Source organism: Myceligenerans indicum, assembly GCF_016742955.1.
Lineage (GTDB): Bacteria > Actinomycetota > Actinomycetes > Actinomycetales > Cellulomonadaceae > Myceligenerans > Myceligenerans indicum.
In genome coordinates this window covers 1-24,879 of sequence record NZ_JABBYC010000001.1, presented here as the reverse complement: position 1 = coordinate 24,879, position 24,879 = coordinate 1, and the positions used below count along the sequence as shown (strand labels likewise).

Sequence of the window (24,879 nt, the reverse complement as noted above, 5' to 3'; positions counted from 1 at the left end):
GCTACGGTGGTGCCATGGCCGAGCTCCCCGACCGGATGCGCCCTCCTCGTGAGGAGGGTTGGCTCGCCGAGGACCTGGACAGCCTTCCGGACGGTCACGCCGCACGGGTACGCCGAAGCAGGCGTCCGCAATTTCTGGCGGGTCGAGAGCGAGACGCGCGAGGGCAGGCCGGTCACCACCACGTCTACGAACTTGACGACGTCACCAGCACCTATGTCCCGATGGGCGTCTTCCGCGAGATCTTGAGGGTGGACCGCCCGTTCCCGATCGAGTTCGACGTCCAGGCGCTCTACCCGTTCGCCAAGTAGTCCACGCCACCGAGAGCAGGCGCCGTGCGGATCGTCCATGTCTCCGACACCTTCGCGCCGCTGATGGGCGGGATCGAGGCGCAGGTGGCGCGGCTCGCCGCACGGCAGGCCGCGGCCGGGCACCAGGTCGAGGTGATCACCACCACGCCCGCCGCGCCGGGCGATCACGGGGTGAGCACCGCGGTCGAACGGCTCGGGGCGCCGGGTACCGGCACCGGTACCGGCGGGTCCGGTACCCGTTCCGCCGCCCCCGCGGTGACGGTGCACCGGGTGGCCGCCCGCGTCCCCGGCCGCTGGCCGATCCACCCCCGGTCGACGGCGCACGTGGTCCGGCGGCTGCGGATGCTGACCGCGCAGGGAGCGCGGCCCGACGTCGTCCATCTGCACATGGGCGTCCTCGCGCCCACGGTCCAGGCGGCGCTGCGGCCCGTCACCCGGCTCGGCCTGCCCACCGTCCTGACGGTGCACAGCGTGTGGGGGCACGCCTGGCGCGCCTTCGCCGCGGCCGACGTGGCCACGGGATGGTCGCGCTGGCCCGTGCTGTGGTCGGCGGTGAGCGACCTGACGGCCGCGCCGCTGCGCCGGATCGTCGGCCCGCGCGGCGAGGTGGCGGTGCTGCCGAACGGGCTGGACCTGGCTCGGTGGCAGGCCGGGCGGCGCCCGCGTGACACGCCCCTTGGGGACACCCGGACGGCCGAGCTCCAGGTGGTCTCGGCCGCGCGGTTCGCGCCGCGCAAGCGGATGCTGCCGCTGCTGGCGGCGGTCGCCCGGGCGCACGCCGAACTGTCGAGCGGGCGGCCCCGCGTGCGCACCTCCGACGGTCCCGGGACCCCGGCCGACGGCGGTGCACGCCTCCGTGTCACGCTGGCCGGTGACGGTGCGGAGCTTCCCCGCGCCCGGCGGTTCGTCGTCGAGCACGGGCTGTCCGGCGTCGTCTCGCTCCCCGGCGCCCTCGACGCCGACCGGCTGCGCGCGCTCCACGCCGGCGCCGACGTGTTCGTCGCACCCGCCGTGGCCGAGGCGTTCGGCATCGCCGCGCTGGAAGCGCAGGCCACCGGCCTCCCGGTGCTGACCCGTGCCGGGTCAGGGGTGGCCGAACGCGTGACCGACGGCATCGACGGTCTGGTCGTGCCCGACGACGCCGCCCTCACCCGCGCGCTGGTCCGGCTGGCCACCGACGGGGACCTGCTGGCCGGTCTGCTGGAGCGGTCCGGCGACGCCGGCCGCCTGGCGGCCTACGACTGGCCCGGCGTCCTGGTGGAGGCCGAGAAGGTGTATGCCCGGGCCGCGGAACTGATCGGCGGGCGCTGACACGACGGTGTCAGGAGGCGGGCAGCCCCGCGATGCCCGTGTCCGGGTCCGTCGCCCGGCCTCCGCGCCTGCCGCCGGCCATCTCGTCGCGCACGAGCCGCACCCACAGCGCCACGGCGAAGCCGCCGAACACCCACCACTGCAGGGCGTAGAACGCGTTCTGCAGGTTGACGCCCGTGCCGCCCTCGATCACGGGCCGGGGCAGCTGTTCCAGCGCGCCGCCGGTGCCGGTGTCGGAGTCCACCACGTAGGCCGAGTAGATCGGCCCGCCCCAGTCCTGCACCAGGGAGCCGAGCGCGATGCCGTGCACGACCGGCCAGTGGCCGTCGCCGCCGGTCCTCGCCGCGGCCTCCTCGACCGCGGCGGCCTCGCTCGTCGCCTCTCCGACCTGCAACCAGCCCGTCACCGTCACGCTGCCCGACGGCGGATCGTCCGCCGCCGACGGTTCGGCAACCCACCCGCGGACGACGGCGAGCACGGGTGCCCCGGACAGTCCGGCCCAGGAGTCGCCACCGGTGCCGTCGTCGGACACCCGCAGCGGTGCCAGCACCAGGTAGCCCACCTCGCCGGAGTCCCCGACACGGCCGGCGACCAGCACCTGTTCGCCGGGCTCGAACTCCCCGGTCACCTCCACCTGCCGGCCGACCAGCTCACCGGGGAACGCCGCCTGCGGCTGAAGCACCTCGCCGATCCTGGCCGGCGCGGCGTCCGCCTGCTCCCGCGCCTCCTGGGCGGCCGCGAGCTCGGCCCGCTCGAAGGCCCGATCCAGCTGCCACTTGCCCAGCCAGCCGCAGCCTCCCGCGGCCAGCAGGAACACCAGCAGCAGCGCGATCATGCGCGGCTGCCGCGCAACGGCCCAGAAACTCACGCCCCCACGCTACCCGCACCCCCCGGCAGCCCCGGCACGCGCCTCCCGCACGGCCGGCCAGAGTTCGCTCTTATGTGCGCTTCCTCCGGAAAGTCAAGAGGCGTCGGGGTACCGAAGGTCCGTCGTTCACCCCTGGCGAGCACGAACGTCGTACGGTCGAATGAGGTCACGGCCATCCGGCCGCACCCCTGAGATGCGGACCTCCCGCGGCACCAAGGAGCGTGTGATGACGACCGTCCCGGCTACGACGTCCCCCGAGACCACCCCGCCGTCTCCCCCGGACTCCGCCCCGCCCGGGGACGCCGTGCTCCCGCACACCTGTCCCGTGCCCGGAGCGACGCCGTGGACCGCGACCGGCCTCACCCGCCCCGACGACGAGATGCTCGCCCGCCTGCACGCCTGGTGGCGCGCGGCGAACTACCTCTCGGTGGGGCAGATCTACCTCCTGGACAACCCTCTGCTGCGCGAGCCGCTCGACCGCGACCACGTCAAGCCCCGCCTGCTCGGCCACTGGGGCACCACACCCGGCCTCACCTTCCTCTACGCGCACCTGAACCGTGCGATCAAGGCCCGCAGCCAGCCCACGCTGTACGTCACGGGCCCGGGGCACGGTGGCCCGGGTCTGGTCGCGTCGGCATACCTGGACGGCACCTACTCGGAGACGTACTCCGACATCACCCAGGACGCCGAGGGTGTGAAGCGACTGTTCCGGCAGTTCAGCTTTCCCGGCGGCATTCCGAGCCACGTCGCGCCGGAGACGCCCGGATCCATCCACGAGGGCGGCGAGCTGGGCTACGCCCTGAGCCACGCGTACGGCGCCGTCTTCGACAACCCCGACCTGCTGGTGGCGGCCGTGGTGGGCGACGGTGAGGCCGAGACCGGCCCGCTGGCCACCTCCTGGCACTCGAACAAGTTCGTCAATCCGGTCAGCGACGGCGTGGTCCTGCCGATCCTGCACCTGAACGGGTACAAGATCGCGAACCCGACGGTCCTGGCCCGCATCGCCCAGGACGAGCTGGGCGCACTGCTGACCGGGTACGGCCACAAGCCGTACTTCTTCGAGGTGCCGGACGGCTCGGACGAGTCGCCGCTGGTCACGCACCGCCGGTTCGCCGAGCTGCTGGACGAGGTCCTGGACGACATCGCCGCGATCAAGGCGCGGGCCGCCGCCGGCGACGACACCCGTCCCGCCTGGCCGATGATCGTGTTCCGCACCCCGAAGGGCTGGACCGGCCCGGCCGAGATCGACGGGAAGAAGACCACCGGCTCCTGGCGGGCCCACCAGGTCCCGCTCGCGAGCGCCCGGGACACGGACGACCACCTGCACGTGCTGGAGCGCTGGCTGCAGTCCTACCGGCCGGAGGAGCTGTTCGACGACGACGGCGCGGTGCGGCCGGAGATCACGGGCCTGGCACCCGCCGGCGAGCTGCGCATGAGCGCCACCCCGTACGCGAACGGCGGGCTGCTGCTGCGAGACCTGCGACTGCCGGACTTCCGCGACTTCGCGGTGGACGTGCCCGCGCCGGGCGGTTCGACGTCCGAGGCGCCGCGGGTCCTCGGGACGTGGCTCACGGAGGTGATCCGGCGCAACCCGGACAACTTCCGGATCTTCGGGCCGGACGAGACGGCGTCGAACCGGCTGCAGGCCGTGTACGACGTCACGGGCAAGCAGTGGAACGCCGAGTACTACGGCCCCGAGGTGGACGAGCACCTGGTGCGGGTGGGGCGCGTGATGGAGATGCTCAGCGAGCACCAGTGCCAGGGCTGGCTGGAGGGCTACCTGCTGACCGGGCGCCACGGCCTGTTCACCAGCTACGAGGCGTTCATCCACATCGTCGACTCGATGTTCAACCAGCACGCCAAGTGGCTGAAGGTGACCGACGACATCCCGTGGCGGCGTCCCATCGCCTCCTTGAACTACCTGCTCTCCAGCCACGTGTGGCGGCAGGACCACAACGGGTTCAGCCACCAGGATCCCGGGTTCATCGATCACGTGGTGAACAAGAAGGCGGAGATCGTCCGCGTCTACCTGCCGCCGGACGCGAACACGCTGCTGTCCACCTACGACCACTGCCTGCGCGGCCGCCAGTACGTGAACGTCGTGGTGGCGGGCAAGCAGCCCGCACCGAACTGGCTGTCGATGGAGCAGGCCGTCGAGCACTGCACGCGCGGCCTCGGGATCTGGGAGTGGGCGGGGACGGAGGTGCCGGGCACGCAGCCGGACGTCGTCCTGGCGGCGGCGGGCGACGTCCCCACCCTGGAGGTGCTGGCCGCGGCCGACATCCTGCGCCGCGAGCTGCCCCACCTGAAGGTGCGGGTGATCAACGTGGTGGACCTGATGCGGCTGCAGGACTCGGCCGAGCACCCGCACGGCCTGACCCACTCCGAGTTCGACGGCCTGTTCACGAGCGACCGGCCGATCATCTTCGCCTACCACGGCTACCCGTGGCTGATCCACCGTCTCACCTATCGCCGCACCGGCCACGCCAACCTCCACGTGCGCGGCTACAAGGAGGAGGGCACCACGACGACGCCCTTCGACATGGTCATGCTCAACGACCTGGACCGGTACCACCTGGTGATCGACGTCATCGACCGGGTGCCGTCGCTCGGGGCCTCGCAGGCTGGCCTGCGCCAGCGCATGCAGGACGCCCGGCTGCGGGCCCGCGCCTGGACCCGCGAGCACGGCGAGGACATCCCGGAGGTCCGGGACTGGGTCTGGCCGGGTGCCGGGGAGGCGGCGGCCCAGGTCTCGGCCACGGCCGACACGGGAGGCGACAACGAGTAGGCGTGCCCTGACGAGCGGGCGTGCCGGTCAGGACGAGGCGTCGAAGGGCACACGAAGCTGACACCCGGTCCCGTCGATGTCACACCACCGCGCGCCGGTCGCGCCGTCGTCTGCCGCTAGGTTGGAGCCAGATGGTCCGAGACAGTCGTCTCCGTATCAGTCCCAGAGGAGCAGCACGTGACCGGCGCGACCCGCAGTATCGTCATCGCGTCACCGGAAGGTGAGAGCGGAAAGTCCACGGTGGCGCTGGGCGTCCTCGACCTGCTGGTGCGCCAGGGGCAGCGCGTCGGGGTCTACCGCCCGGTGTCCCGGGTCACGGGTGAGCCCGAACCGGAACGGGACTACGTGCTCGAGATGCTGCTCGAGCACGACGGCGTCGACGTCCCGTACGAGAACGCCGTCGGGGTCACCTACGCCGACCTGCATCTCGACCCCGACGAGGCCATGACGCGGATCGTGTCGCGGTTCCACGCCATGGCCGAGCAGTGTGACGCCGTCGTGGTCCTCGGCACCGACTACACCGATGTCGCGGGCGTGAACGAGCTCGCCTTCAACGCGAAGATCGCCGCGAACCTCGGCGCGCCCGTGCTTCTGGTGACCTCGGGCCGCGAACGTACCCCCGACGAGGTGGTCACGCTGACCGACGCCGCGCTCGCCGAGCTCGGCGCCTACTACGCTCACGCGGTCGGGCTGGTGGTGAACCGGTGCGACACGCTGAACGCCGTCGACGTGCGCAAGGCGGTCTCGGCGGCCCACCCGGACCTGCCCGTGTGGACCATCCCCGAGGAGCCGTTCCTCTCCGCGCCCACCGTGGGCCAGCTCGTGGAGGCCGTCGACGGCGAGCTGGCCCTCGGCGACCCCGAGCTGCTCGGGCGCGAGGCGCTGGAGGTCCTCGTCGGGGCGATGAGCCTCGAACACCTCCTCTCCCACCTGTCGGACGGCGCGGTCGTCATCACCCCGGGCGACCGCAACGACGTCGTCATCGGCCTGCTGGCCGCCCACGCCGCGCCGTCGTTCCCGTCGCTCGCCGGGATCGTGCTCAACGGTGGCTTCTTCCCCCAGGGCCGGGCCCGCGAGCTGCTGGAGGCCCTGAACCCCCGCGTCCCGATCATCCGCACCGGTCTGGACACCTACCACGCCACCCGGAACGCGTCGCAGGTCCGCGGCCGCGTCACCCGCAGGTCGCAGCGCAAGATCGACGTCGCCCGCGCCCTGTTCGAGCGGTGCGTCGACGGGGACCAGCTCGCCGCCCGGCTCGACCTGCCCCGGCCGAGCGTCGTCACGCCGCTCATGTTCGAGCACCAGCTCATCGAGCGGGCCCGGGCCCAGCGGCGGCACGTCGTCCTGCCCGAGGGCGACGACGACCGCATCCTGCGGGCCGCCTCCACCGTGCTGGCGCGGGAGATCGCGGACCTGACGATCCTCGGCGACGAGACGGCGATCCGGGCCCGCGCCGCCGAACTCGGCCTGAACCTGGACGCCGCCCGCGTCCTGACGCCGTCGGGCGGGACACCGGAGAGCGCCGAGCTCGTGGAGCGGTTCGCGCAGGAGTACAAGCGCCTGCGCGCCCACAAGGGCATGACCGCCGAGCGCGCCCGCGAGATCGTGACGGACGTGTCCTACTTCGGCACGATGATGGTGCACCTCGGCCTCGCCGACGGCATGGTCTCCGGCGCCGCGCACTCCACCGCTCACACGATCCGGCCGTCGTTCGAGATCATCAAGACCCGCCCGGACACCTCGTCGGTGTCGTCCGTGTTCCTCATGTGCCTCACCGACCGTGTCCTCGTGTACGGGGACTGCGCCGTCATCCCGGACCCGACGTCGGACGAGCTCGCCGACATCGCCGTCTCCTCGGCCGCCACCGCCGCGCAGTTCGGCGTCGAGCCGCGGATCGCGATGCTCTCCTACTCCACCGGCACGTCCGGCACCGGGGCCGACGTCGACAAGGTGCGTGCCGCCACCGAGGAGGTCCGGCGCCGCGCACCCGACCTCGTCGTCGAGGGCCCGATCCAGTACGACGCCGCCGTCGACGCCTCGGTCGCCGCGTCCAAGCTGCCCGGATCCGACGTCGCCGGCCGTGCCACCGTCTTCATCTTCCCGGACCTCAACACCGGCAACAACACGTACAAGGCCGTGCAGCGCTCGGCGGGCGCGATCGCCGTCGGCCCCGTGTTGCAGGGCCTGAACAAGCCCGTCAACGACCTCTCACGCGGTGCGCTCGTCCAGGACATCGTGAACACGGTCGCGATCACCGCCATCCAGGCCCAGACCACACCCGCCGGATGACCGTGCCCCGCGCAGGCCGGCTCGCACCGCTTCACCGCCCGGCGGCGACACGGGCGATGCCGCTGGTCACGGCGCGGGCCCCACGGCCTCCCGACCGCCCCGAACCTCCGGGCCTGAGCGCCCCGAGCCGACTACCCCGGCCGACCCGATCCAGGAGACTCCCCGCATGCCCACCGTCCTCGTGCTGAACTCCGGCTCGTCGTCGCTCAAGTACCAGCTCGTCGATCCGGGCTCCGGAACGGCACTCGCCGGAGGCATCGTCGAACGTATCGGCGAGGACACCGGCCGGGTCCGCCACGAGACACGTGGCCAGGAGGTGGTCCGCGAGCGACCGGTGGCGGACCACGGAACCGCGCTGCGGCTGGTCCTCGAACTCTTCGAGGAGGCCGGGCCGTCGCTGAGGGAGGCGGGCATCGTCGCCGTGGGGCACCGCGTGGTGCACGGCGGGACGTCGTTCTCGGCGCCCGTCGTGGTGGACGACGACGTCGTGGCCGCCGTCCGCGCCCTCATCCCCCTCGCGCCCCTGCACAACCCGGCCAACGTGACCGGGATCGAGGTGGCGCGCGAGCTGCTCGACGTGCCGCACGTCGCGGTGTTCGACACCGCGTTCTTCGCGGACCTGCCGCCCGCTGCCGCGACCTACGCGATCGACGCGAAGACTGCTGCCGAGCACGGGGTGCGGCGGTACGGCTTCCACGGGACGTCCCACCAGTTCGTGTCGTCGGCGGTCGCGATCCATCCGGCGGTGACGGCGAAGCTGGCCGCCGAGGGGCGGGACCCTCGGACCCTGCGGCAGGTGGTACTGCACCTGGGCAACGGCGCCTCCGCGTCGGCGGTGCTCGGCGGGCGCGCCGTGGAGACCTCCATGGGCCTGACCCCGCTCGAGGGCCTGGTGATGGGGACCCGGTCCGGCGACGTCGACCCCGGGATCGTGTTCCATCTGCTGCGCTCCGGCGGACTGACCGTGGACGACGTCGACACGCTGCTGAACAAGCGGTCCGGCCTGCTGGGGCTCGGCGGGGTCAACGACATGCGCGAGCTCACGCGGCTCGTCGCAGCGGGGGACGACGCCGCCCGGCTGGCACTGGACGTGTACCTGCACCGGCTGCGCAAGTACGTGGGTGCCTACGCGGCGGTGCTCGGCGGGATCGACGTGCTGACCTTCACTGCGGGCGTGGGGGAGAACGCGGCGGTGGTCCGCGCGGGGGCGGTGGACGGGCTGGGCTTCCTCGGCCTCGCGGTGGACCCGGCCCGCAACGCGGCCCGGTCCCGTGAGGCGCGGGTCATCTCACCCGGCCCGGACGCGGCCGACACGGCGGACACCGCCCGTCCCCGGCCCGGGGCCGCCGCACCTGCGCTGGTCATGGTGGTCCCCACCAACGAGGAGCTGGCGATCGCCCGACAGACGATCGCCCTGACCGGCTGAGCCAGGTCCGGCCACCGGCGGCCGGGACGCCGTCCGGCCGACCTGGGCGGCGCCCCGGGTGGCCACCCATGCTCGGGACGCCGGCCGGCACCCATGGTCGGTCAGTTTCCGTGAGGTCGGTCAGTTTCCGCGCGGTCGGTCCTTCTCCGCGTGGTCGGTTCCGTGAGGTCGGTCAGCTTCCGCGTGGTCGGTTCCGTGAGGTCGGTCAGCTTCCGCGTGGTCGGTCATTCGCCGTGAGGTCGTGCAATCACTTGACCGACCATGCGGAGAACGACCGACCACGCGGAAACTGACCGACCACGCGCGAACCGACCGACCAGCAGCCCGTGGCCCTCCCGACCAGCCAGGCACCGCCCTACCTCACAGGTACCCAATTGGCCACACCGCGACGCCCCGACCAGCGACGCCCCGACCAAGGACGCCCCGACCAGGCACGCCCCGACCAGGCCGGACGCTCTCAGCGCAGCAGTGACTCGGCGGCTGCCTTCCAGCTGGCGGGGATCTCGCGGAGCTTCCACGCGAGCAGCGCCTTGACGGGCGTGACGCTCTTGCTGCTCACGCCGACCCCGACGGCGTCGAGCCCGGCATATCCACAGGTGAACAGCGTCCTACGGAGGTGGAAGTCCTGGGTGACGACGACGGCGGTACGCACGCCGTACTCGTCGTGGACGCGGCGGCACGTGGCGTCCGTGTCGAACCCTTGACGGTCGAGGACGAGCGCGTCGTCGGGGACGCCGAGGGTGAGGGCGTAGGCGCGCATCGAACCGGGCTCGTCGTACAGCGCCCCGCCCGGGAGGGTGTGCGCGTCACCGGAGAGGATGACCTGGTCGGCTCGACCGGACCGGTAGAGCGCGGCTCCCGCCTCGACGCGCCGGCGGAGGTAGGTCGAGGGCGACCCGTCCGCCCGCAAGCCCGCGCCCAGCACGACGATCGCGTCCACCTCCGGCACGTCGCTGCTGGGAACCACGCGCGACTGGCCCATGGCCTGGACCCAGAAGACGGGAAGGGCGACGGGCAGGGTGACGACGCCGACCGCGATCGCGAAGACGTCGAACACCCGGCGCATGCGTCTCAGGCGAGGGTCGGCAGGAAGGGCCACGAGGGCAACCTACCTGCTCCCGGGGCCCCGTTCCTGCGTAGGCTCCCTACGTGACCATCCTCATCGACCCGCCCGCGTGGCCGGCGCACGGGACCGTGTTCTCCCACCTGGTGTCCGACACCTCCCTCGTCGAACTGCGTTCCTTCGCCCGGGCGGCCGGGGTCCCGGACCGGGCCTTCGATCTCGACCACTACGACGTCGCCGAGTACCGCCACGACGATCTGGTCGCCGCCGGCGCGGTCCCGGTCGAGGGAGGTGAGCTGGCCCGCCGGCTGGTCGCCTCCGGGCTCCGTGTCCGGGGATCGGAACGCGCCGGGAGCAAGCACGAGCCGCTGCTCGCCCGCTGGGACCGTCTGTGCCCGGCATCGTCCGGCGACTGGCACGCCGCCGGCATGGCACTGGACGCCCGGTGGCGCGAGCCGCACCGCACTTATCACACCGCGCTTCACCTGGCCTTCGCCCTCGACGCCCTGGACCTCCTGCTGTCCGACGCCGACTCGGCGGGTGAGCCGGTTCCCCGGCCGATCGCGTGGCGGTCGCGGGTCGCCCTGTGGTTCCACGACGCCGTGCACGACGGCGCCACCCCGGCCGACGAGGAGGCCTCGGCCGCGCTGGTCCACGAGCTGCTCGGCGCCTCGGACGAGGACGCGGAGGAGATCGCCCGCCTGGTGGTGGTGACCGCCGCGCACGCCCCCGACCCGGACGACCTGGCCGGCTGCCTGGTCAGCGACGCGGACCTGGCGGTGCTCGGCGGCGAGCCCGCCGACTACACGCGCTACACCCACCAGGTCCGCGCCGAGTACGCCCATGTTCCCGACGACCTGTTCCGCCGCGGCCGCGCCCAGGTCCTGACGTCCCTGCTCGCCGGCAACGCTCTCTTCCGCACACCCTGGGGCCGCGCCCGCTGGCAGGCCCGGGCCACGGCGAATCTTGCCGCGGAACTCACCACGCTCAACCGTTAGGCCGGCCTGGTGGCCCGGACCACCGCCTGCGTGCGGTCCCGGGCGCCCAGTTCCGACAACACCGGGGAGACGTGGGTGCGGACGGGCTCCACGCCGACCACGAGCGTCGATGTCGTCCATGGTCAGGGCCGGCCACGGCGCCGGCCAGGGAAGCCGCATCAGTGCGTACGGGAGCGGCCCGGTGGCCGCGACAACGGTGACGGCAGTCCGGTGGCGCAGCACGAACGCGGGGACCACTGCCCGGGGAACCTCACCCCGCCGCGGCGTCAGGGAATCCTGAGCTTGCGCATGCCCTCCAGTGCGGCGCTGAGGATCCTGCTGGGTGCCGCGCCATCGAGCGCGAACACGGACTCGATGCCGATGCCACGCCCCGCGCCCCGCGCCGTCACGACGGTCCGGGTCTGGGTCATCGCCTCGACCGACGACGCGCCGTGCCGGCGACCCAGTCCGGACGCCTTCCAGCCGCCGGTCGGTGCGCCGACGGATCCCCAGGTCAGCATGTATCCGTCGTTGATCGACACGGAGCCTGCCTCGAGCTGGTCCGCGACCTTGCGGGCACGCGAGGTGTCGCCGGACCAGACGGACATGTGCAGGCCGTACTCGGAGTCGTTCATCACGGCGACGGCCTCGTCGTCCGACCGCACGCGGGTCACCGAGACGACGGGACCGAACGTCTCCTCCCGCGCGACGCGCGCGTCCGGCGGCACGCTGTCGAGCACGGTCGGCGCGTAGAAGTAGGGGCCGAGATCAGAGCGGTGCACGCCGCCCGCGAGGACGACGGCGCCGCGCGCCAGGGCGTCGTCGACGTGATCAGTGACCTTGGCCAGCTGGACCTCGGAGGTGAGCGAGCCGACATCGGCCGAGTAGTCGAGGCCCGCACCGAGCCGAAGATTGCGCACGTCACGCACGAGCTTGGCGACGAACTCGTCGGCCACGGCCTCGTGCACGACGATCCGCTCGGCGGACAGGCACAGCTGGCCGGTGCTCGCGAAGCAGGCGCGCACGACGCCGGGCAGCGCCGTGGCGACGTCGACGTCGTCGGCGATGTAGATCGCGTTCTTGCCGCCGAGCTCCAGGGTGGCTCCGACGAGCCGCTCTCCGGCGCGGGCGGCGACCTTGCGCCCGGCAGCCGTGGAACCGGTGAACGCGACGTGGTCCACGCGATCGACCAGCGCCTCCCCGATCTCGCGCCCGCCCGCCACGACCTGGAACAGGCCGGCGGGCAGACCGGCCTCCTCCAGCACCCCGGCCGCCCACAGGGCGGTCAGGGTGGTCTGCGGATCCGGCTTGACGACGACGGCGTTGCCCGCCACGAGCGCGGGCAGCGCCTCCGAGAGCACGAGGGTGAGCGGGTAGTTCCAGGGAGCGATCGCCCCGACCACACCGACCGGACGACGCTGCACGCGCACGCCCGTGACGAGGGGGATCATGCCCGCCGGCCGGCTCGTGGCCAGGTAGCGCCGCGACTTCACCGCGTAGTGGCGGGCGACCTGCGCGACGTCGCCGACCTCTTCGAACGCGGATCGGCGGGCCTTTCCCGTCTCGAGCTGGATCAGGTCGAGGATCTCGGACTGGCGGACCAGAACGATTCGAGCGAGGTTGTCGAGCACCTGGCTCCGCTCGGACAGCCCGGTCCGCGCCCAGGAGCGCTGGGCGACCCGTCCGCGCTCGACGGCGGCGACGACGTCGGCCGGCGACGACACCGGGACCGCGGCGAGCGGGGCCCCGGTGAACGGGCAGGTCGACCGGTGCGTCCCGGCGCCCTGCGACGAGGCCACCCGAGCCACGAGCGGCGCGACGAGCTCCGGTTCGAGCACGTACGTGGACTCGGGGCTCTCGGGGTCGAAGACGAATCCGACAGCAGCGTCACCCGGTGTCTCGTCGATCATGCGGGACACCATACGCGTAAAACGACCCAGCACACAGGGGTGATGGGATGAAAATTCCCGCCAGAAATTCACCCACAAGCACCTGCATGCCTTGACGTTGCAGATCAGGGGAAGATGTTTTCAGCTCGCCGTGACCTCGACCCGCTCCTCCCGTCGCAGCGCCGGCAGGTAGCAGAGCGCCCCCAGCACACTCACCGCACCGGCGACCACCATGGCCGTCTGGGTGGACGTGGCGTCCGCCAGCCGCCCGAGCAGCAGCGCGCCGAGCGAGAAGGCGCCGAACGCGACCATCGAGTTCATCGACAGCACGGTGGCACGGTTGCGCGCCTCGGCCTCGCGGTGCAGCAGGGCGGCGTGCATCGGCCCGGCACTGCCGTGCAGGCCGTAGGTGACCAGGTAGGCGACGACGAGCGCGGCCGGGCCCGCCACGAGACCCATCACCACGGCCCCGGCCCCGTTGAGCACCCGCGAGACGACGGCCGTACGCGCCACGCCCATCCGGCCCGCGGCAAGGCCCGCGAGCGCGGACCCACCCGCGAAGACCGCCCAGCCCACGGCCGTCACCGGACCGTTCACCGCACCGGCGGCCTCTTCGCTGCCGAGCAGCTCGGCAAGCCGGATCGGCTGGAACGTCTCGAACACGATCATGGCGAAGGACCAGAAGACCTCGACCATGACGAGACCGAGCAGCACGCGGTTGGTGGCCAGCAGCCGCAGGCCGTCGCGGACGACGCCGGGAGCCGTCCGGACCCCGTCCGCGACGACGGCGAACGACGCCCGCACCCCTGCCGCGCGACGAGATGGGACGGTTTGCGCGGACCGCGGTTCCTTCATGAGGACCGCGACCGCCGCGAGGTGCACGCAGGCCAGCACGGCGTACGCCACGTACGGAAGCGTCAGGGCGTTCCACGCCACGACCGGGTGCCACCAGATCAGCCCACCCCCGACGAGCGCTCCGGCAGCGATCGAGACACCCAGCACGGTCCCCGCGGCGGAGAGCGTGCGGCCGACGTCGGCGCCGGGCTCGGTGCGGTGCACGGTGTCCACGTACCAGGCCTCCAGGGGCCCCGAGTCGAGGGCGCGGAACACCCCGAACGCGGCGGAGGCGACGAGGAATCCCCAGAACGTCTGCGCCCCCACGAACAGGATCGCCGCGCCGATCTGGGTCACCGCCGCGGTCAGCAGGACGGGCCGGCGGCCGAAGGCGTCGGCGAAACCGCTGGTGGGAAGCTCAAGGGCGAAGACGACGAACCCGGCCAGCGCGGCGGTGGTCAGGGTTTCGGCCACGGTGAGCCCGCGCTCGATCGGCAGGAGAGTGGTCACGCCCACGACGAGCCCGACCGGGAACCAGCGGGTGACCCCGAGCGTGAGCAGCACGTTGCGAGCCGCGGCGGGGCTCATGCCCGGCCCCCACGGTGCTCGCCGCCCGGGTTCGCGCCATCACCCGGGTTCGCGCCACCCGGGTTCACGCCACCGCCCGCGTCGGGGCGGGTTCCGTCCCCACCGGGAGCGTCGGCAGCAGCACTGTCGGCAGCAGCACGGTCGGGAGCAGCACGGTCGGGATCGGAGCCGTTGCCGTCGGAGCCGTCGTCGAGTCCGGGAACCTCGTCTGCCTCCATCGGATAGGCGAACTTCCAGACGTGGATGCGTCGCGCGCGCGGATCACCCGCGTCGATGTCGAGGTAGCGGCGCACGACGTCCTCGATCTCCTGGTTCAGCCGGGCAAGCCGCTCGGGTGTGACCACGACCCCGGCGTCGCCCATCACCGCCACGTCCTGCCACTCGCCGGGCCAGGCGTCGGCGACGTCGAGCCAGTGGGCGTACTCGGCGTCGAACAGCCGGTGGTAGTCGCGCTCCAGCCAGCCGATCGCCGAGGCGGCGTCATCGTCACCGGCCAGCTCCGACCGGGTCCAGCCATGACTCTGGGTCGAGGCGCGCCACAGGCGCCGCTTGCCCGCACCCTCACCGGTGTCCTCCACCAGGCCGACGGACTCCAGACGACGCAGGTGATAGCTGGTCGCGCCGGTGTTGGAGCGCAGACGGGCGGCCAGGTCCGTCGCGGTGGCGGGCCCGTTCCTGCGCAGGATGGACAGCATCCGGGAGCGGAGCGGATGCGCCAGCACCTTGACGGACTCGGTGGTCAGGTGGATGTGGGTGAGTCCGGCGGGCGCGGGATCAGCGGCGTCGGCGGACGGGTCTGCGTCGGTCATGCGTGCACAATAACTGTGCACACCTTCTGTGCACAATAGTTGTGCACAGTTTCTGTGCACACCTTGTTGCGTCGAGTTGCGCGGCCGCCCGCGGACATGACGAAAGGGGCGCACCCCGGGGTGCGCCCCTTTCCTGTGCCTCGCGCTCGACGGCACCGCCACGGGCTCGACGGCACCGCCATGGGCTCGACAGCCCTGCCTCCGGCTCGACGACCGGCGGCCTCAGCGCGGCTGGTAGGGCGAGACCACGACCTCGACCCGCTGGAACTCCTTGAGGTCGCTGTAGCCGGTGGTGGCCATCGCACGGCGCAGCGCCCCGACGAGGTTCAGCGTGCCGTCCGCCTGACGCCCCGGGCCGAAGAGGATCTCCCGCAGGGTGCCCACCGTCCCGACCTCGACCCGCTCGCCGCGCGGCAACTGAGCGTGGTGCGCCTCGGGCCCCCAGTGCCATCCCCGCCCCGGGGCGTCGCTGGAACGGGCGAGCGCCGCGCCCAGCATCACGGCGTCGGCCCCGCAGGCGACCGCCTTGACGATGTCGCCGGAGTGCCCCACGCCGCCGTCGGCGATGACGTGCACGTACCGGCCGCCGGACTCGTCCAGGTAGTCGCGGCGCGCCGCGGCGACGTCCGCCACGGCCGTGGCCATGGGGGCGTGGATGCCGAGCGACACGCGGGTGGTGTGGGCGGCGCCGCCGCCGAACCCGACGAGCACGCCGGCCGCGCCGGTGCGCATGAGGTGCAGGGCGGCGGTGTACGTCGAGGCACCGCCGACGACGACGGGGACGTCCAGCTCGTAGATGAACCGCTTGAGGTTCAGCGGCTCCGCGTTGCCCGAGACGTGCTCCGCCGAGACCGTGGTGCCGCGGATGACGAACAGGTCGACGCCGGCATCGACGACCGTCTTGTAGAACTCCTGCGTCCGCTGCGGCGACAGCGCTCCCGCGACGGTCACGCCCGCACGGCGGACCTCCTGCAGCCGCTCCGTGATCAGGTCCGGCTTGATCGGCTCGGCGTAGATCTCCTGCATGCGCGCGGTGGCGCGCTCCGGGGGCAGCTGCGCGATCTCCTCCAGCAGCGCCTCGGGCTTCTCGTACCGGGTCCAGAGCCCCTCGAGGTCGAGTACGCCGAGCCCGCCGTGCTCGCCGAGCGCGACCGCCGAGGCCGGGCTCATCACCGAGTCCATCGGTGCGGCCATGATGGGCAGGTCGAAGTGGTACGCGTCGATCTGCCAGCCGACGGACACGTCCTCCGGGTCACGCGTACGGCGGGAGGGCACCACGGCGATGTCGTCGAAGGAGAACGCGCGCCGCCCGCGCTTGCCGCGTCCGATCTCGGTCTCGTTGCTCACCCCGGCAGCCTAACCAACGCGGCCGGAACGAGGTGGTTCGCGACCGTCATGCGGCACGGCGACCCGGCGGCACGGTGCGATATGCCACACTTATCCGGTTCTGATCCACGCAGGTCACGCGCGAGTCCCGATCGGCTCCCGCCGCGTCCGGGACACCGCGTGCTCCATGCCCCGTGGCGGGCACGTGCGCGTCGTTCTGCGCCGCTGTCAGTCACCAGTGGCATGGTTCGTGGTGGACCTGGGACAGCACGAGTGGAGGGAGCGCACCATGGACATCGGACCTGGCTGGATCCGCCGGCCGCTGCTCGGCTTCGACACGGAGACCACCGGCGTCGACGTGACCGGTGACCGCGTCGTCACCGCCGCCCTCGTGCATCGCGTGCCCGGGGTGGGCACGGACGTGCGGACGTGGCTCGTCGACCCCGGCGTGGAGATCCCCGAGGAGGCAAGTGCCATCCACGGCATCACCACCGAGCACGCGCGCGAGCACGGCCGTCCTCCCGCGGAGGCCCTGGAGGAGATCGCCGCGGAACTCACCACGCACCTGGCCCAGGGGGTGCCCGTCGTCGCGTACAACGCGGCGTTCGACCTGTCCCTGCTGGACCACGAGCTCGTCCGGCACGGACTGCCCACGCTGCCGCAGCGGCTGGGCCACTCCGTGGGCCCGGTCATCGACCCGCTCGTCATCGACCGGTGGAAGGACCGGTACCGGGCCGGCAAGCGCCGCCTCGGCGACCTGTCGCAGGTGTACGGCATCACGTCGGACGGCGATCTGCACACCGCCGAGGTGGACGTCCTCGCCACGCTCGACCTCCTGGCGGCCCTGGTCGCCCGCTACCCCGAACTCGACGAGACGCATCTGATCGACCTGCACCAGTCGCAGGCCGGCGCCCATGCGGCCTGGGCCGACGGATTCAACTCCTGGCGCGCGGAGCAAGGCATGGAGGGCCCGGGCGCATCCCGCGCGTGGCCGGTCCAGGCAGCGGGATGAGCGCGGCGGCCCCGTACGATCCCCTGCATGAAGCAGACCGATGTGGCCGCCGACTTCACCGAGATCACGGACGACGACGTCGAGGGCGTCGTCGAGCTGTGGCACTCCTGCGGCCTGACCCGTCCGTGGAACGACCCGCACGTCGACATCACCGACGCCCGAGGCGGCCCCACGTCGACGGTCCTGGTCTTCCGCGAGCACGGCGTACCGGGGCACGAACGCGTCGTCGCCTCGGTGATGGCGGGGCTCGACGGCCACCGCGGGTGGTTGTACTACGTCGCGGTCGCGCCTGATCGCCAGGGCACCGGCCTGGGCCGGGCCGCCGTGCGCGCCGGCGAGGACTGGCTTCGTGCCGTCGGCGCGCGGAAGGTCCAGCTCATGGTCCGCTCCACGAACTCCGCCGTCGTCGACTTCTACGAGAAGCTCGGCTACGGCGACCAGGAGACCGTGGTCCTGGGACGCTGGTTCTGACGCGTACCGGCCGGCGCCGCGGCCGTGTGAGGCCCACGCCCCGGCGCCCGCCGTGACGCCTCAGCGGCCGGTGTAGTTCGGCGCCTCGACCGTCATCTGCACGTCGTGCGGGTGGCTCTCCTGCAGCGACGCGGACGTGATCCGAACGAACCGCCCCTTCGCCTGGAGCTCCGGCACGGTCCGGGCCCCGGTGTAGAACATCGTCTGGTGCAGCCCGCCGACGAGCTGGTGCGCCACGGTGGCGAGGGTGCCCTTGTACGGAACCCGCCCCTCGATCCCCTCGGGGACGATCATGTCGTCGCTGGTCACCTCGGCCTGGAAATACCGGTCCTTGGAGTAGGACTTCTTCCCCCGGGACGACATCGCGCCCATCGACCCCATGCCCCGGTAGGACTTGAACTGCTTGCCGCCCACCAGGATCGTCTGCCCCGGAGCCTCCTCGGTCCCGGCCAGCATCGAACCGAGCATCACGGCCTCGGCACCGGCCACGATGGCCTTGCCGATCTCGCCGGAGTGCCGCATCCCGCCGTCGGCGATGACCGGCACGCCCGCCGCACGCGCGGCCAGCGACGCCTCGTACACCGCGGTCACCTGGGGCACGCCCACGCCGGTGACGACCCGCGTGGTGCAGATCGAGCCGGGCCCGACACCCACCTTGATCGCGTCGGCCCCCGCCTCGACGAACGACTGCGCGCCCTCGCGCGTGGCCACGTTGCCGCCGATCACCTGCACGCCCTTCGTCGCCGGGTCGGTCTTGAGCCGCTTGACCATGTCCAGCAGCATCCGGACGTTCCCGTGCGCCGTGTCCGCGACGAGCACGTCGACGCCCGCCTCGATCAGCGTGGTGGCGCGGGTCCACGCGTCGCCGAAGTACCCGATCGCCGCCCCGACCAGCAGGCGGCCCTGCCCGTCCTTGGAGGCGTGGGGGAACTGCTCCGACTTCACGAAGTCCTTGACGGTGATGAGGCCGGTGAGCCGCCCGTCACCGTCGACCAGCGGGAGCCGTTCGACCTTGTTCTGCCGCAGCAGGGCCGTGGCGTCGTCCCGGCTGATCCCCTCCGGTCCGGTGACCAGGTTCCGCGACGTCATGACCTCGTTCACCTTGGTGGTCCCCCACTCGGCGACCGGGGTGAACCGCAGGTCGCGGTTGGTGACGATGCCGATCAGCCGGCTGTCCGTGTCCACGACGGGGAATCCCGAGATCCGGTACTCGCCCGCGAGCTGGTCGAGCTCCTCGAGGGTCGCGTCCGGGCCGATCGTCACCGGGTTGGAGATGATGCCGGTCTGCGTCCGCTTGACCATGTCCACCTGGAGCGCCTGGTCCTCGATGGACAGGTTGCGGTGCAGCACCCCGATGCCGCCCTGACGAGCCATCGCGATCGCCATCCGCGACTCGGTGACGGTGTCCATCGCCGCGGACACCAGCGGCACCCGGATGGAGATCTCCCTGGTCAGGCGAGAAGTCGTGTCGATCTCCGACGGGGCCAGGTCGGAGTGGCCGGGAAGCAGCAACACGTCGTCGTACGTGAGGCCGAGGAAACCGAAGGGGTCGTGCGCTTGGGGTGCAGTGGGCTCCATGTCACGAGTCTACGGTGCGAGCCCCCGCGATATTCCGCGGACCGTGGTCCGCGAGGCGTCGCCTCCGTCACCCTGCCGCGTCGGCCACGCCGAGCGCCGCACGCCGAGCGCCGCATGCCGGGGAACGCGGCGTGCGGCACGGCCGTCGCGCGGTTCACGAGGCATCAGCGGAGGACCGCCAGGACCTCGTGGAGCAGGCCGTTGAACGAACGAACCCGCTGGACGGTGGGGCCGAAGGGGACGTCTCCGGCCGCGGCGTCGGCCCGCATCCCGACCAGGATCGGCAGATCGGGGTACGCCTCGTGCACCGCGTGCACGACGTCGAGCGCCGGACGGGTCTGCGTGGTCGCCAGCACGACGGCGGCCGGGCGCACCATCGTCACCAGCTCCACGGATCGGTGGGTGCTCGCCGGGCCTGTGACGATCCGCGCCATCGTGCCCTTCGCCGCGAGCGACGCGGCCAGGGCGTGTGCGGGAAGCGGCACCAGCTCGTCCGGGGCCGCGAAGACCAGCACGATCTTGCGCATGCGGCTCGGGTGGTTCGCGGGCGGCCCGCCGGCCTCGACCAGCTCCCGCTCGTACTCCTCGGTGTAGTCGCGAAGGCTCGAGAGTGCCGCCGCGGCAAGCACCATCTCCGGCACCTCGCCCGGCCCGGCGAGCACGGTCCGTACGGCGACCTGGTCGAAGGCCGGCTCGACGAGTTCCGTCCACCACTCGGACGGGTCGTCCTCCGTGCTGAGACGCAGGAGGGCGTCGCATGCCGTGCGGCTGTACTTGATCGCGGCGTCCACCAGGGCAGACACTCTGCCCGACCACGCCGCGCCGCGCACCGGGCGCGGCCGTCCGGCATCGGGTTGCGCCCCGCCCCCGCCGGGCAGAGCACGTAGGTGGCCCCGGCGCGACCCCTCGTGCTCGGAGTGCTCCGGGACGCCCGCCACGGCCCCCCTGCCCGCCGTCGAGGAGCCTTCCGCCATCCCGGCCGCCCCGGGCCGGAGGCCCAGGCCTTCTTCGCCACCGGCGCTCTCGCTGTCGCCGCCGCCCTCGGAGAGTTCCGTGGACTCGTCGGACCGGACGGTGGCCAGCTCTTCGTCGCTCGCCTCGATGGCGGCCCGGGCGGCGTCGCCCGGCGCATGCCCCTCCAAGGTGAGCCGCCGCATGACCAGCAGTCTCGCGACATCGTCAGGTGTGTAGCGCCGATGTGAGCCAGCCGTGCGCCCTGACGGGCCCAGCCCGTAGCGACGGTCCCAGGTACGCAGAGTCGCGGGAGCGACCCCGAGGCGCTTGGCCACGGCTGCGACAGCAAGCCCGGGGCTCGACGGGCGGGGCCCGCCCTGACTCTGGGCAGGCCGCATCGATGTCATACATCTGATTCTGCCGAGCCGCGCAAACGTTCGCCACCGATCCGCCCGGTGTGCCGCTTATCTCCGCATGTTTCAGGGCGATCCTGACTAAACCTCGCCAGGCATGGCGCGGTTCGCCACGAAGCGAATCGTTAGCGCTGGCGCATAAACGCCTCTTGAACAACTTCTGCACAACTTGTAGGTTGTTCGCCATGACGGAGATCTCGAGACTCCCCGGCCCGGTCATGGAGCTGTGGGAGTGGCAGTACCAGGGGGCATGCCGCGACGCGGACGACACGCTGTTCTTCCACCCGGAGGGCGAGCGCGGGTCCACACGTCGACGTCGAGCCGAAGCAGCCAAGGCCATCTGCCGGTCGTGCCCGGTGATGATGCAGTGCCGCGAGCAGTCGCTCCGCGTGCGCGAGCCTTACGGAGTGTGGGGAGGTCTGAGCGAGGACGAGCGGTCCGCCATCCTCGCGGGCAAGACGCAGTCGGCCTGACGCGCTTCGCCGTAGAGGCGCACAGGCTTGCGGGAGCACGTGGATGGTGAATCCCGGGTCCGACACCATCGGTTCACGCGCTCAGGGCACGACGGTCGCCGCGGTGTTCCACCCCAGGCGCCCGTCTCGCCCACGGCCGGGCACTTCACGGCCGATCACCAGGGGGTGAGAGGGTCCGCGAGCACGCCGTGTGAGCGCCGGCGCGGACCCTCGACGTGAAGGGCCCCGCACACAGGTGCGGGGCCCTTCACGTCAGGTGCGGGACTGACTCAGCCCGCGACCACGGCGAGGATGTCGCGCGAGGAGAGGACCAGGAAGTCCTCACCCGCGTACTTCACCTCGGTGCCGCCGTACTTGGAGTACAGGACCTTGTCGCCCACGGCGACGTCCACCGGCACGCGGTTGCCGTTGTCGTTGACACGGCCCGGACCCACGGCCAGAACCTCGCCCTCCTGGGGCTTCTCCTTGGCGGTGTCCGGGATGACCAGGCCGGATGCGGTCGTGGTCTCAGCCTCGAGGGCCTTGACGACGATCCTGTCCTCGAGCGGCTTGATGGGGACCGACACGTCGGACCTCCTCTTTCTGCGAGCAGATCAAAGATCAGCTACGTTGACGGGTTTGCTCGAGCGTTCGGCGGGCCGCCGTCGTCGCGGGTGCCGGCGGGCACGGAACATCTCGCGACATCGCCGCGCCGACCCGCGGGCCGTGCGGCGATGACAACCCCAAATCTAGGTCGGGGCTAGCACTCGGTCAAGGCGAGTGCTAGAACCGCGGAGGCGGGGGCGGGAAATCCCCTTGCATGGCGCCCCGTGAAGAAGCAGCGAATATTGCGCAATTGAGAAAAATGTGATCCAGACTCTCGCCACGAGCAGGGCAAACGTGGAAAGATCTGCCCATGGATGCGGCGATTCTGAGCAAACTTCTCAGCCCTGATGGTCGGGCGCTGCTTGGTGCCCTCCCTCCCTATGACGAGCGTTCCGCCATGCGCACCTCCACGAAGCTTCGTGAGCAAGGTGTCGCCCCCGATCTCGCGGCGGCCGCTCTGACCCAGTCCCGCCTGCGCGGCAAGGCGCGGACCAAGTTCGGCGAGCTCGCCGAGCAGATGCTGTTCACGGCGGACGGCCTCGAGCAGGCCACGCGCCTGCGCGTGGCGTCGCTGCACGCCGATCGCTTCACGAAGGCGGGAGTCACCCACGTCGCGGACCTCACCAGCGGCATCGGCGCTGATGCCATGGCGTTCGCAGGGGCCGGCCTCCGTGTGCTGGCCACCGACATCGACGAGGTCACGGCCCGGATCGCGGCCTGGAACCTGCGGCAGTTTCCCGAGGCGGAGGCACGTCACACCGACGGGCTCGGACTCGACCTGCGCGCGGAACACGTCGACGGCGTCTTCGCCGACCCCGCGCGCCGCACGCGCGGACCGCGCGGGAGCCGCCGGATCTTCGACCCGAGCAGCTACGAACCACCCTTGGACAGCGTGTTCGCACTACGCCGGAGCGTCCCCGCCCTCGGGATCAAGGTGGGGCCCGGCATCCCCCACGAAGGCCTCCCGCACGATGCCGAGGTGCAGTGGGTCTCCGTCGACGGCGACGTCGTCGAGGCCGGCCTGTGGTTCGGAACGCTCGCACCGGGCGGTCCCGGCCGCAGCGCACTCGTGGTGCGCACCACCGTCGACGGCGACGGCAAGGAGCACACCCGCACGCGCGCGCTGCGCGCCTCGGACCACCCCGGCGGTGAGGCACTCGAGGCGGCCACGGGCCCCGTCGGCCAGTACCTCTACGAGCCCGACGGCGCCGTGATCCGCGCGGGACTCGTGGCGCACGCCGCCGCCGAGCTCGGCGGACGGCTCCTGGACCCGACGATCGCCTACGTCACCACCGACGACCTCGCTCCCCTACCCGGGGAGCACGGCCTCGCACTACCCGCGGACACCACCGGTGCCGCGCCCATCGCCACCGGCTATCGGGTGCTGGACACGCTCCCGTTCGGGCTCAAGCGCCTCAAGGCCTACCTGCGGGAGCGGAACGTGGGACGGCTCACGATCAAGAAGCGGGGTACCGCCGTCGTGCCCGAACAGTTGCGCAAGCAGCTCGTCCTGAGCGGGACCGAGGAGGCCACGATCGTGCTCACGCGAGTCGCCGGTGCCCAGACGGTCCTGCTGGTCGAACCGCTCCGGGGTGGAGCATGACCAGCCCCTCTCCGTTGCTGTTCGGCACGTCGCGGCGTTCCAGCATCGGTCTCGAATGGGAGGTCGGGCTGGTCGACGCGGGTTCCGGCGCGCTGTCACAGGTGGCGCCGCAGGTGATCGAGGAGCTGTCGCCGCAGGGGTCCGACCCGCGCATCAAACCCGAGCTGTTGCGGAACACGGTGGAGATCGCCACGGGAGTGTGCGGGGACGTCGGCGCGGCGGGCGCCGAGATCACCGACCTCCTCGGCCGTGTGGCCGACTCTGCGGGCAGGCACGGTGCCGCCGTGATCGGGGGCGCCATGCATCCGCTCGCGCGCTGGGAGGACCAGCTCGTCACCGACAAGGAACGCTACTCGCGGCTGGTGGACCGCATCCAGGTGTTCGTCCGGCAGCTCGTGACCTGGGGACTGCACGTGCACGTCGGGGTCGAGGACCGCGACAAGGTGCTCGCGCTCGTCCAGGGCATGCTCACCTACGCGCCGCATCTGCAGGCGCTGTCGGCGTCGTCCCCGTACTGGGGCGGGGTCGCCACGGGCTACGCCTCGACCCGCGCCATGCTGTTCCAGCAGATCCCGACGGCAGGGCTGCCGCACCCGTTCACCCGGTGGCACGAGGTGGAGGCGTACACGGAGGACATGCGCCGGGTGGGCGTGGCCACGGAGTTCAACGAGATCCACTGGGACGTCCGTCCGTCGCCGGCGTACGGGACGATCGAGGTCCGCGTCTGCGACGGGCCCACCAACGTCACCGAGGCCCTCGCCCTGGCCGCGCTGACCCACTGCCTGGTGGAGCACCTGTCCACCGAGCTGGACCACGGCAGGGAACTGCCGACGCTCCCGCTGTGGTTCGTCAAGGAGAACAAGTGGCGGGCGGCGCGGTACGGGATGGACGCGACGGTCATCACCTCGGCCGAGGGCGATCAGCTCCCGGTCGCCGACGCGGTCGAGAAGGTCCTGGTCGAGCTGGAGCCGACGGCGGAGCGGCTTGGCTGCCCGCAGCAGCTCGCCGCCGTCGCGGACATCGTCCGCGACGGGTCCTCGTACCAGCGCCAGCGTGCCGTCGCCGAGGCGGCGGACGGGGACCTGGAGGCGGTAGTCCGCGCCATGCTGGCCGAGATGAGGGCGGGCCGCCCCCTCCCCCACCACCCGACCCACCGCTGACCCCTTCCCGCGAACGGGCCGAGAACGACAAGAACGTTGTTACCGATCCGGGTAACAACGTTCTTGTCGTTCTCGTCGCCGAGGAAGGTCGCCGGAGGGAGGGAAGGAAGGAAGGAAGGAAGGAAGGAGGGAGGGCTGTCTCTTATACACATCT

At 72.0% G+C, this 24,879-nt stretch carries 20 protein-coding genes; 11 read left to right on the top strand and 9 right to left on the bottom strand.

Annotation, left to right across the window (positions count from 1 at the left end):
* Positions 1 to 14: 14 nt before the first annotated feature.
* Positions 15 to 308 carry a hypothetical protein gene (locus HGK34_RS00100; protein WP_201844536.1) on the top strand — a complete coding sequence of 98 codons (294 nt, stop codon included), beginning with the start codon at positions 15 to 17 and terminating at the stop codon, positions 306 to 308.
* 24 nt (positions 309 to 332) lie between these two features.
* Positions 333 to 1,619, top strand: a complete 1,287-nt coding sequence (locus tag HGK34_RS00095; RefSeq protein ID WP_201844535.1) for a glycosyltransferase family 4 protein — start codon at positions 333 to 335, stop codon at positions 1,617 to 1,619.
* Positions 1,620 to 1,629: 10 nt separating this feature from the next.
* Here the strand turns inward: HGK34_RS00095 and HGK34_RS00090 are convergent, their stop codons facing one another.
* Positions 1,630 to 2,487, bottom strand: coding sequence for an SURF1 family protein (locus HGK34_RS00090; RefSeq protein WP_307815584.1), 858 nt, complete (start codon positions 2,485 to 2,487; stop codon positions 1,630 to 1,632).
* A gap of 379 nt (positions 2,488 to 2,866) precedes the next feature.
* Between HGK34_RS00090 and HGK34_RS00085 the strand changes: the two genes are divergently transcribed.
* From HGK34_RS00085 to HGK34_RS00075, 3 genes are all read left to right on the top strand, one after another.
* Entirely contained in the window at positions 2,867 to 5,275 is a 2,409-nt protein-coding gene (locus tag HGK34_RS00085; RefSeq protein ID WP_201844890.1) for a phosphoketolase family protein, read from the top strand.
* 177 nt (positions 5,276 to 5,452) lie between these two features.
* On the top strand, positions 5,453 to 7,564 hold the full coding sequence (pta, locus tag HGK34_RS00080) for a phosphate acetyltransferase (RefSeq protein WP_201844534.1): 2,112 nt from the start codon (positions 5,453 to 5,455) through the stop codon (positions 7,562 to 7,564).
* A 166-nt stretch (positions 7,565 to 7,730) separates the two neighbouring features.
* Complete coding sequence (locus HGK34_RS00075; RefSeq protein WP_201844533.1) at positions 7,731 to 8,990, top strand: acetate/propionate family kinase; 1,260 nt, start codon at positions 7,731 to 7,733, stop codon at positions 8,988 to 8,990.
* A 457-nt stretch (positions 8,991 to 9,447) separates the two neighbouring features.
* On the opposite strand, the gene HGK34_RS00070 is transcribed toward HGK34_RS00075, so the two are convergent.
* Complete coding sequence (locus HGK34_RS00070) at positions 9,448 to 10,089, bottom strand: SanA/YdcF family protein (protein ID WP_307815583.1); 642 nt, start codon at positions 10,087 to 10,089, stop codon at positions 9,448 to 9,450.
* Positions 10,090 to 10,139: 50 nt separating this feature from the next.
* Between HGK34_RS00070 and HGK34_RS00065 the strand changes: the two genes are divergently transcribed.
* Entirely contained in the window at positions 10,140 to 11,051 is a 912-nt protein-coding gene (locus HGK34_RS00065; protein ID WP_201844532.1) for a DUF4031 domain-containing protein, read from the top strand.
* 266 nt (positions 11,052 to 11,317) lie between these two features.
* Here the strand turns inward: HGK34_RS00065 and HGK34_RS00060 are convergent, their stop codons facing one another.
* The 4 genes from HGK34_RS00060 to HGK34_RS00045 all read right to left on the bottom strand — a co-directional run bounded on the left by HGK34_RS00060 (position 11,318) and on the right by HGK34_RS00045 (position 16,497).
* Positions 11,318 to 12,940 carry a succinic semialdehyde dehydrogenase gene (locus tag HGK34_RS00060; RefSeq protein ID WP_201844531.1) on the bottom strand — a complete coding sequence of 541 codons (1,623 nt, stop codon included), beginning with the start codon at positions 12,938 to 12,940 and terminating at the stop codon, positions 11,318 to 11,320.
* A gap of 120 nt (positions 12,941 to 13,060) precedes the next feature.
* Positions 13,061 to 14,341: an MFS transporter gene (locus HGK34_RS00055; RefSeq protein ID WP_201844530.1), complete on the bottom strand. Its 1,281-nt coding sequence runs from the start codon at positions 14,339 to 14,341 to the stop codon at positions 13,061 to 13,063.
* Positions 14,338 to 15,150 carry an ArsR/SmtB family transcription factor gene (locus tag HGK34_RS00050; RefSeq protein WP_201844529.1) on the bottom strand — a complete coding sequence of 271 codons (813 nt, stop codon included), beginning with the start codon at positions 15,148 to 15,150 and terminating at the stop codon, positions 14,338 to 14,340. Before HGK34_RS00050 ends, HGK34_RS00055 begins: the two co-directional genes overlap by 4 nt.
* Before the next feature lie 222 nt (positions 15,151 to 15,372).
* A complete protein-coding gene (locus tag HGK34_RS00045) occupies positions 15,373 to 16,497 on the bottom strand; it encodes a GuaB3 family IMP dehydrogenase-related protein (protein WP_201844528.1) in 1,125 nt (374 codons plus the stop codon).
* Between the two features lie 268 nt (positions 16,498 to 16,765).
* Between HGK34_RS00045 and HGK34_RS00040 the strand changes: the two genes are divergently transcribed.
* Together HGK34_RS00040 and HGK34_RS00035 are read left to right on the top strand one after the other, a co-directional pair.
* On the top strand, positions 16,766 to 17,488 hold the full coding sequence (locus HGK34_RS00040) for an exonuclease domain-containing protein (RefSeq protein WP_201844527.1): 723 nt from the start codon (positions 16,766 to 16,768) through the stop codon (positions 17,486 to 17,488).
* A 27-nt stretch (positions 17,489 to 17,515) separates the two neighbouring features.
* On the top strand, positions 17,516 to 17,959 hold the full coding sequence (locus tag HGK34_RS00035) for a GNAT family acetyltransferase (RefSeq protein WP_201844526.1): 444 nt from the start codon (positions 17,516 to 17,518) through the stop codon (positions 17,957 to 17,959).
* A gap of 60 nt (positions 17,960 to 18,019) precedes the next feature.
* Here the strand turns inward: HGK34_RS00035 and guaB are convergent, their stop codons facing one another.
* The gene (gene guaB, locus HGK34_RS00030) at positions 18,020 to 19,537 is read right to left on the bottom strand and encodes an IMP dehydrogenase (RefSeq protein ID WP_201844525.1); all 1,518 of its coding nucleotides are present in this window, start codon (positions 19,535 to 19,537) and stop codon (positions 18,020 to 18,022) included.
* A gap of 164 nt (positions 19,538 to 19,701) precedes the next feature.
* Positions 19,702 to 20,889: a MerR family transcriptional regulator gene (locus tag HGK34_RS00025; protein WP_244666273.1), complete on the bottom strand. Its 1,188-nt coding sequence runs from the start codon at positions 20,887 to 20,889 to the stop codon at positions 19,702 to 19,704.
* Positions 20,890 to 21,089: 200 nt separating this feature from the next.
* On the opposite strand from HGK34_RS00025, the gene HGK34_RS00020 reads away from it, so the two are divergent.
* Positions 21,090 to 21,377 (top strand): WhiB family transcriptional regulator, encoded by a 288-nt coding sequence (locus HGK34_RS00020; protein ID WP_201844523.1) that lies wholly within the window; start codon positions 21,090 to 21,092, stop codon positions 21,375 to 21,377.
* Positions 21,378 to 21,646: 269 nt separating this feature from the next.
* Here HGK34_RS00020 and groES read toward each other — a convergent pair whose 3' ends face one another.
* Entirely contained in the window at positions 21,647 to 21,943 is a 297-nt protein-coding gene (groES, locus tag HGK34_RS00015; RefSeq protein ID WP_201844522.1) for a co-chaperone GroES, read from the bottom strand.
* Between the two features lie 329 nt (positions 21,944 to 22,272).
* Between groES and HGK34_RS00010 the strand changes: the two genes are divergently transcribed.
* Positions 22,273 to 23,565: a class I SAM-dependent methyltransferase gene (locus HGK34_RS00010; RefSeq protein ID WP_201844521.1), complete on the top strand. Its 1,293-nt coding sequence runs from the start codon at positions 22,273 to 22,275 to the stop codon at positions 23,563 to 23,565.
* Positions 23,562 to 24,725 (top strand): glutamate--cysteine ligase, encoded by a 1,164-nt coding sequence (locus HGK34_RS00005; protein WP_201844520.1) that lies wholly within the window; start codon positions 23,562 to 23,564, stop codon positions 24,723 to 24,725. The genes HGK34_RS00010 and HGK34_RS00005 overlap by 4 nt, the downstream gene beginning before the upstream one ends.
* Positions 24,726 to 24,879 lie beyond the last annotated feature (154 nt).

What these genes read in the sequence shown, in the direction of transcription:
- HGK34_RS00100 (WP_201844536.1), top strand. Translation starts at nt 15, where the DNA reads ATGGCCGAGCTCCCCGACCGGATGCGCCCTCCTCGTGAGGAGGGTTGG.
- HGK34_RS00085 (WP_201844890.1), top strand. Translation starts at nt 2,867, where the DNA reads ATGCTCGCCCGCCTGCACGCCTGGTGGCGCGCGGCGAACTACCTCTCG.
- HGK34_RS00075 (WP_201844533.1), top strand. Translation starts at nt 7,731, where the DNA reads ATGCCCACCGTCCTCGTGCTGAACTCCGGCTCGTCGTCGCTCAAGTAC.
- HGK34_RS00060 (WP_201844531.1), bottom strand. Translation starts at nt 12,940, where the DNA reads ATGATCGACGAGACACCGGGTGACGCTGCTGTCGGATTCGTCTTCGAC.
- HGK34_RS00055 (WP_201844530.1), bottom strand. Translation starts at nt 14,341, where the DNA reads ATGAGCCCCGCCGCGGCTCGCAACGTGCTGCTCACGCTCGGGGTCACC.
- HGK34_RS00050 (WP_201844529.1), bottom strand. Translation starts at nt 15,150, where the DNA reads ATGACCGACGCAGACCCGTCCGCCGACGCCGCTGATCCCGCGCCCGCC.
- HGK34_RS00040 (WP_201844527.1), top strand. Translation starts at nt 16,766, where the DNA reads ATGGACATCGGACCTGGCTGGATCCGCCGGCCGCTGCTCGGCTTCGAC.
- HGK34_RS00035 (WP_201844526.1), top strand. Translation starts at nt 17,516, where the DNA reads ATGAAGCAGACCGATGTGGCCGCCGACTTCACCGAGATCACGGACGAC.
- guaB (WP_201844525.1), bottom strand. Translation starts at nt 19,537, where the DNA reads ATGGAGCCCACTGCACCCCAAGCGCACGACCCCTTCGGTTTCCTCGGC.
- HGK34_RS00025 (WP_244666273.1), bottom strand. Translation starts at nt 20,889, where the DNA reads ATGCGGCCTGCCCAGAGTCAGGGCGGGCCCCGCCCGTCGAGCCCCGGG.
- HGK34_RS00020 (WP_201844523.1), top strand. Translation starts at nt 21,090, where the DNA reads ATGACGGAGATCTCGAGACTCCCCGGCCCGGTCATGGAGCTGTGGGAG.
- HGK34_RS00010 (WP_201844521.1), top strand. Translation starts at nt 22,273, where the DNA reads ATGGATGCGGCGATTCTGAGCAAACTTCTCAGCCCTGATGGTCGGGCG.
- HGK34_RS00005 (WP_201844520.1), top strand. Translation starts at nt 23,562, where the DNA reads ATGACCAGCCCCTCTCCGTTGCTGTTCGGCACGTCGCGGCGTTCCAGC.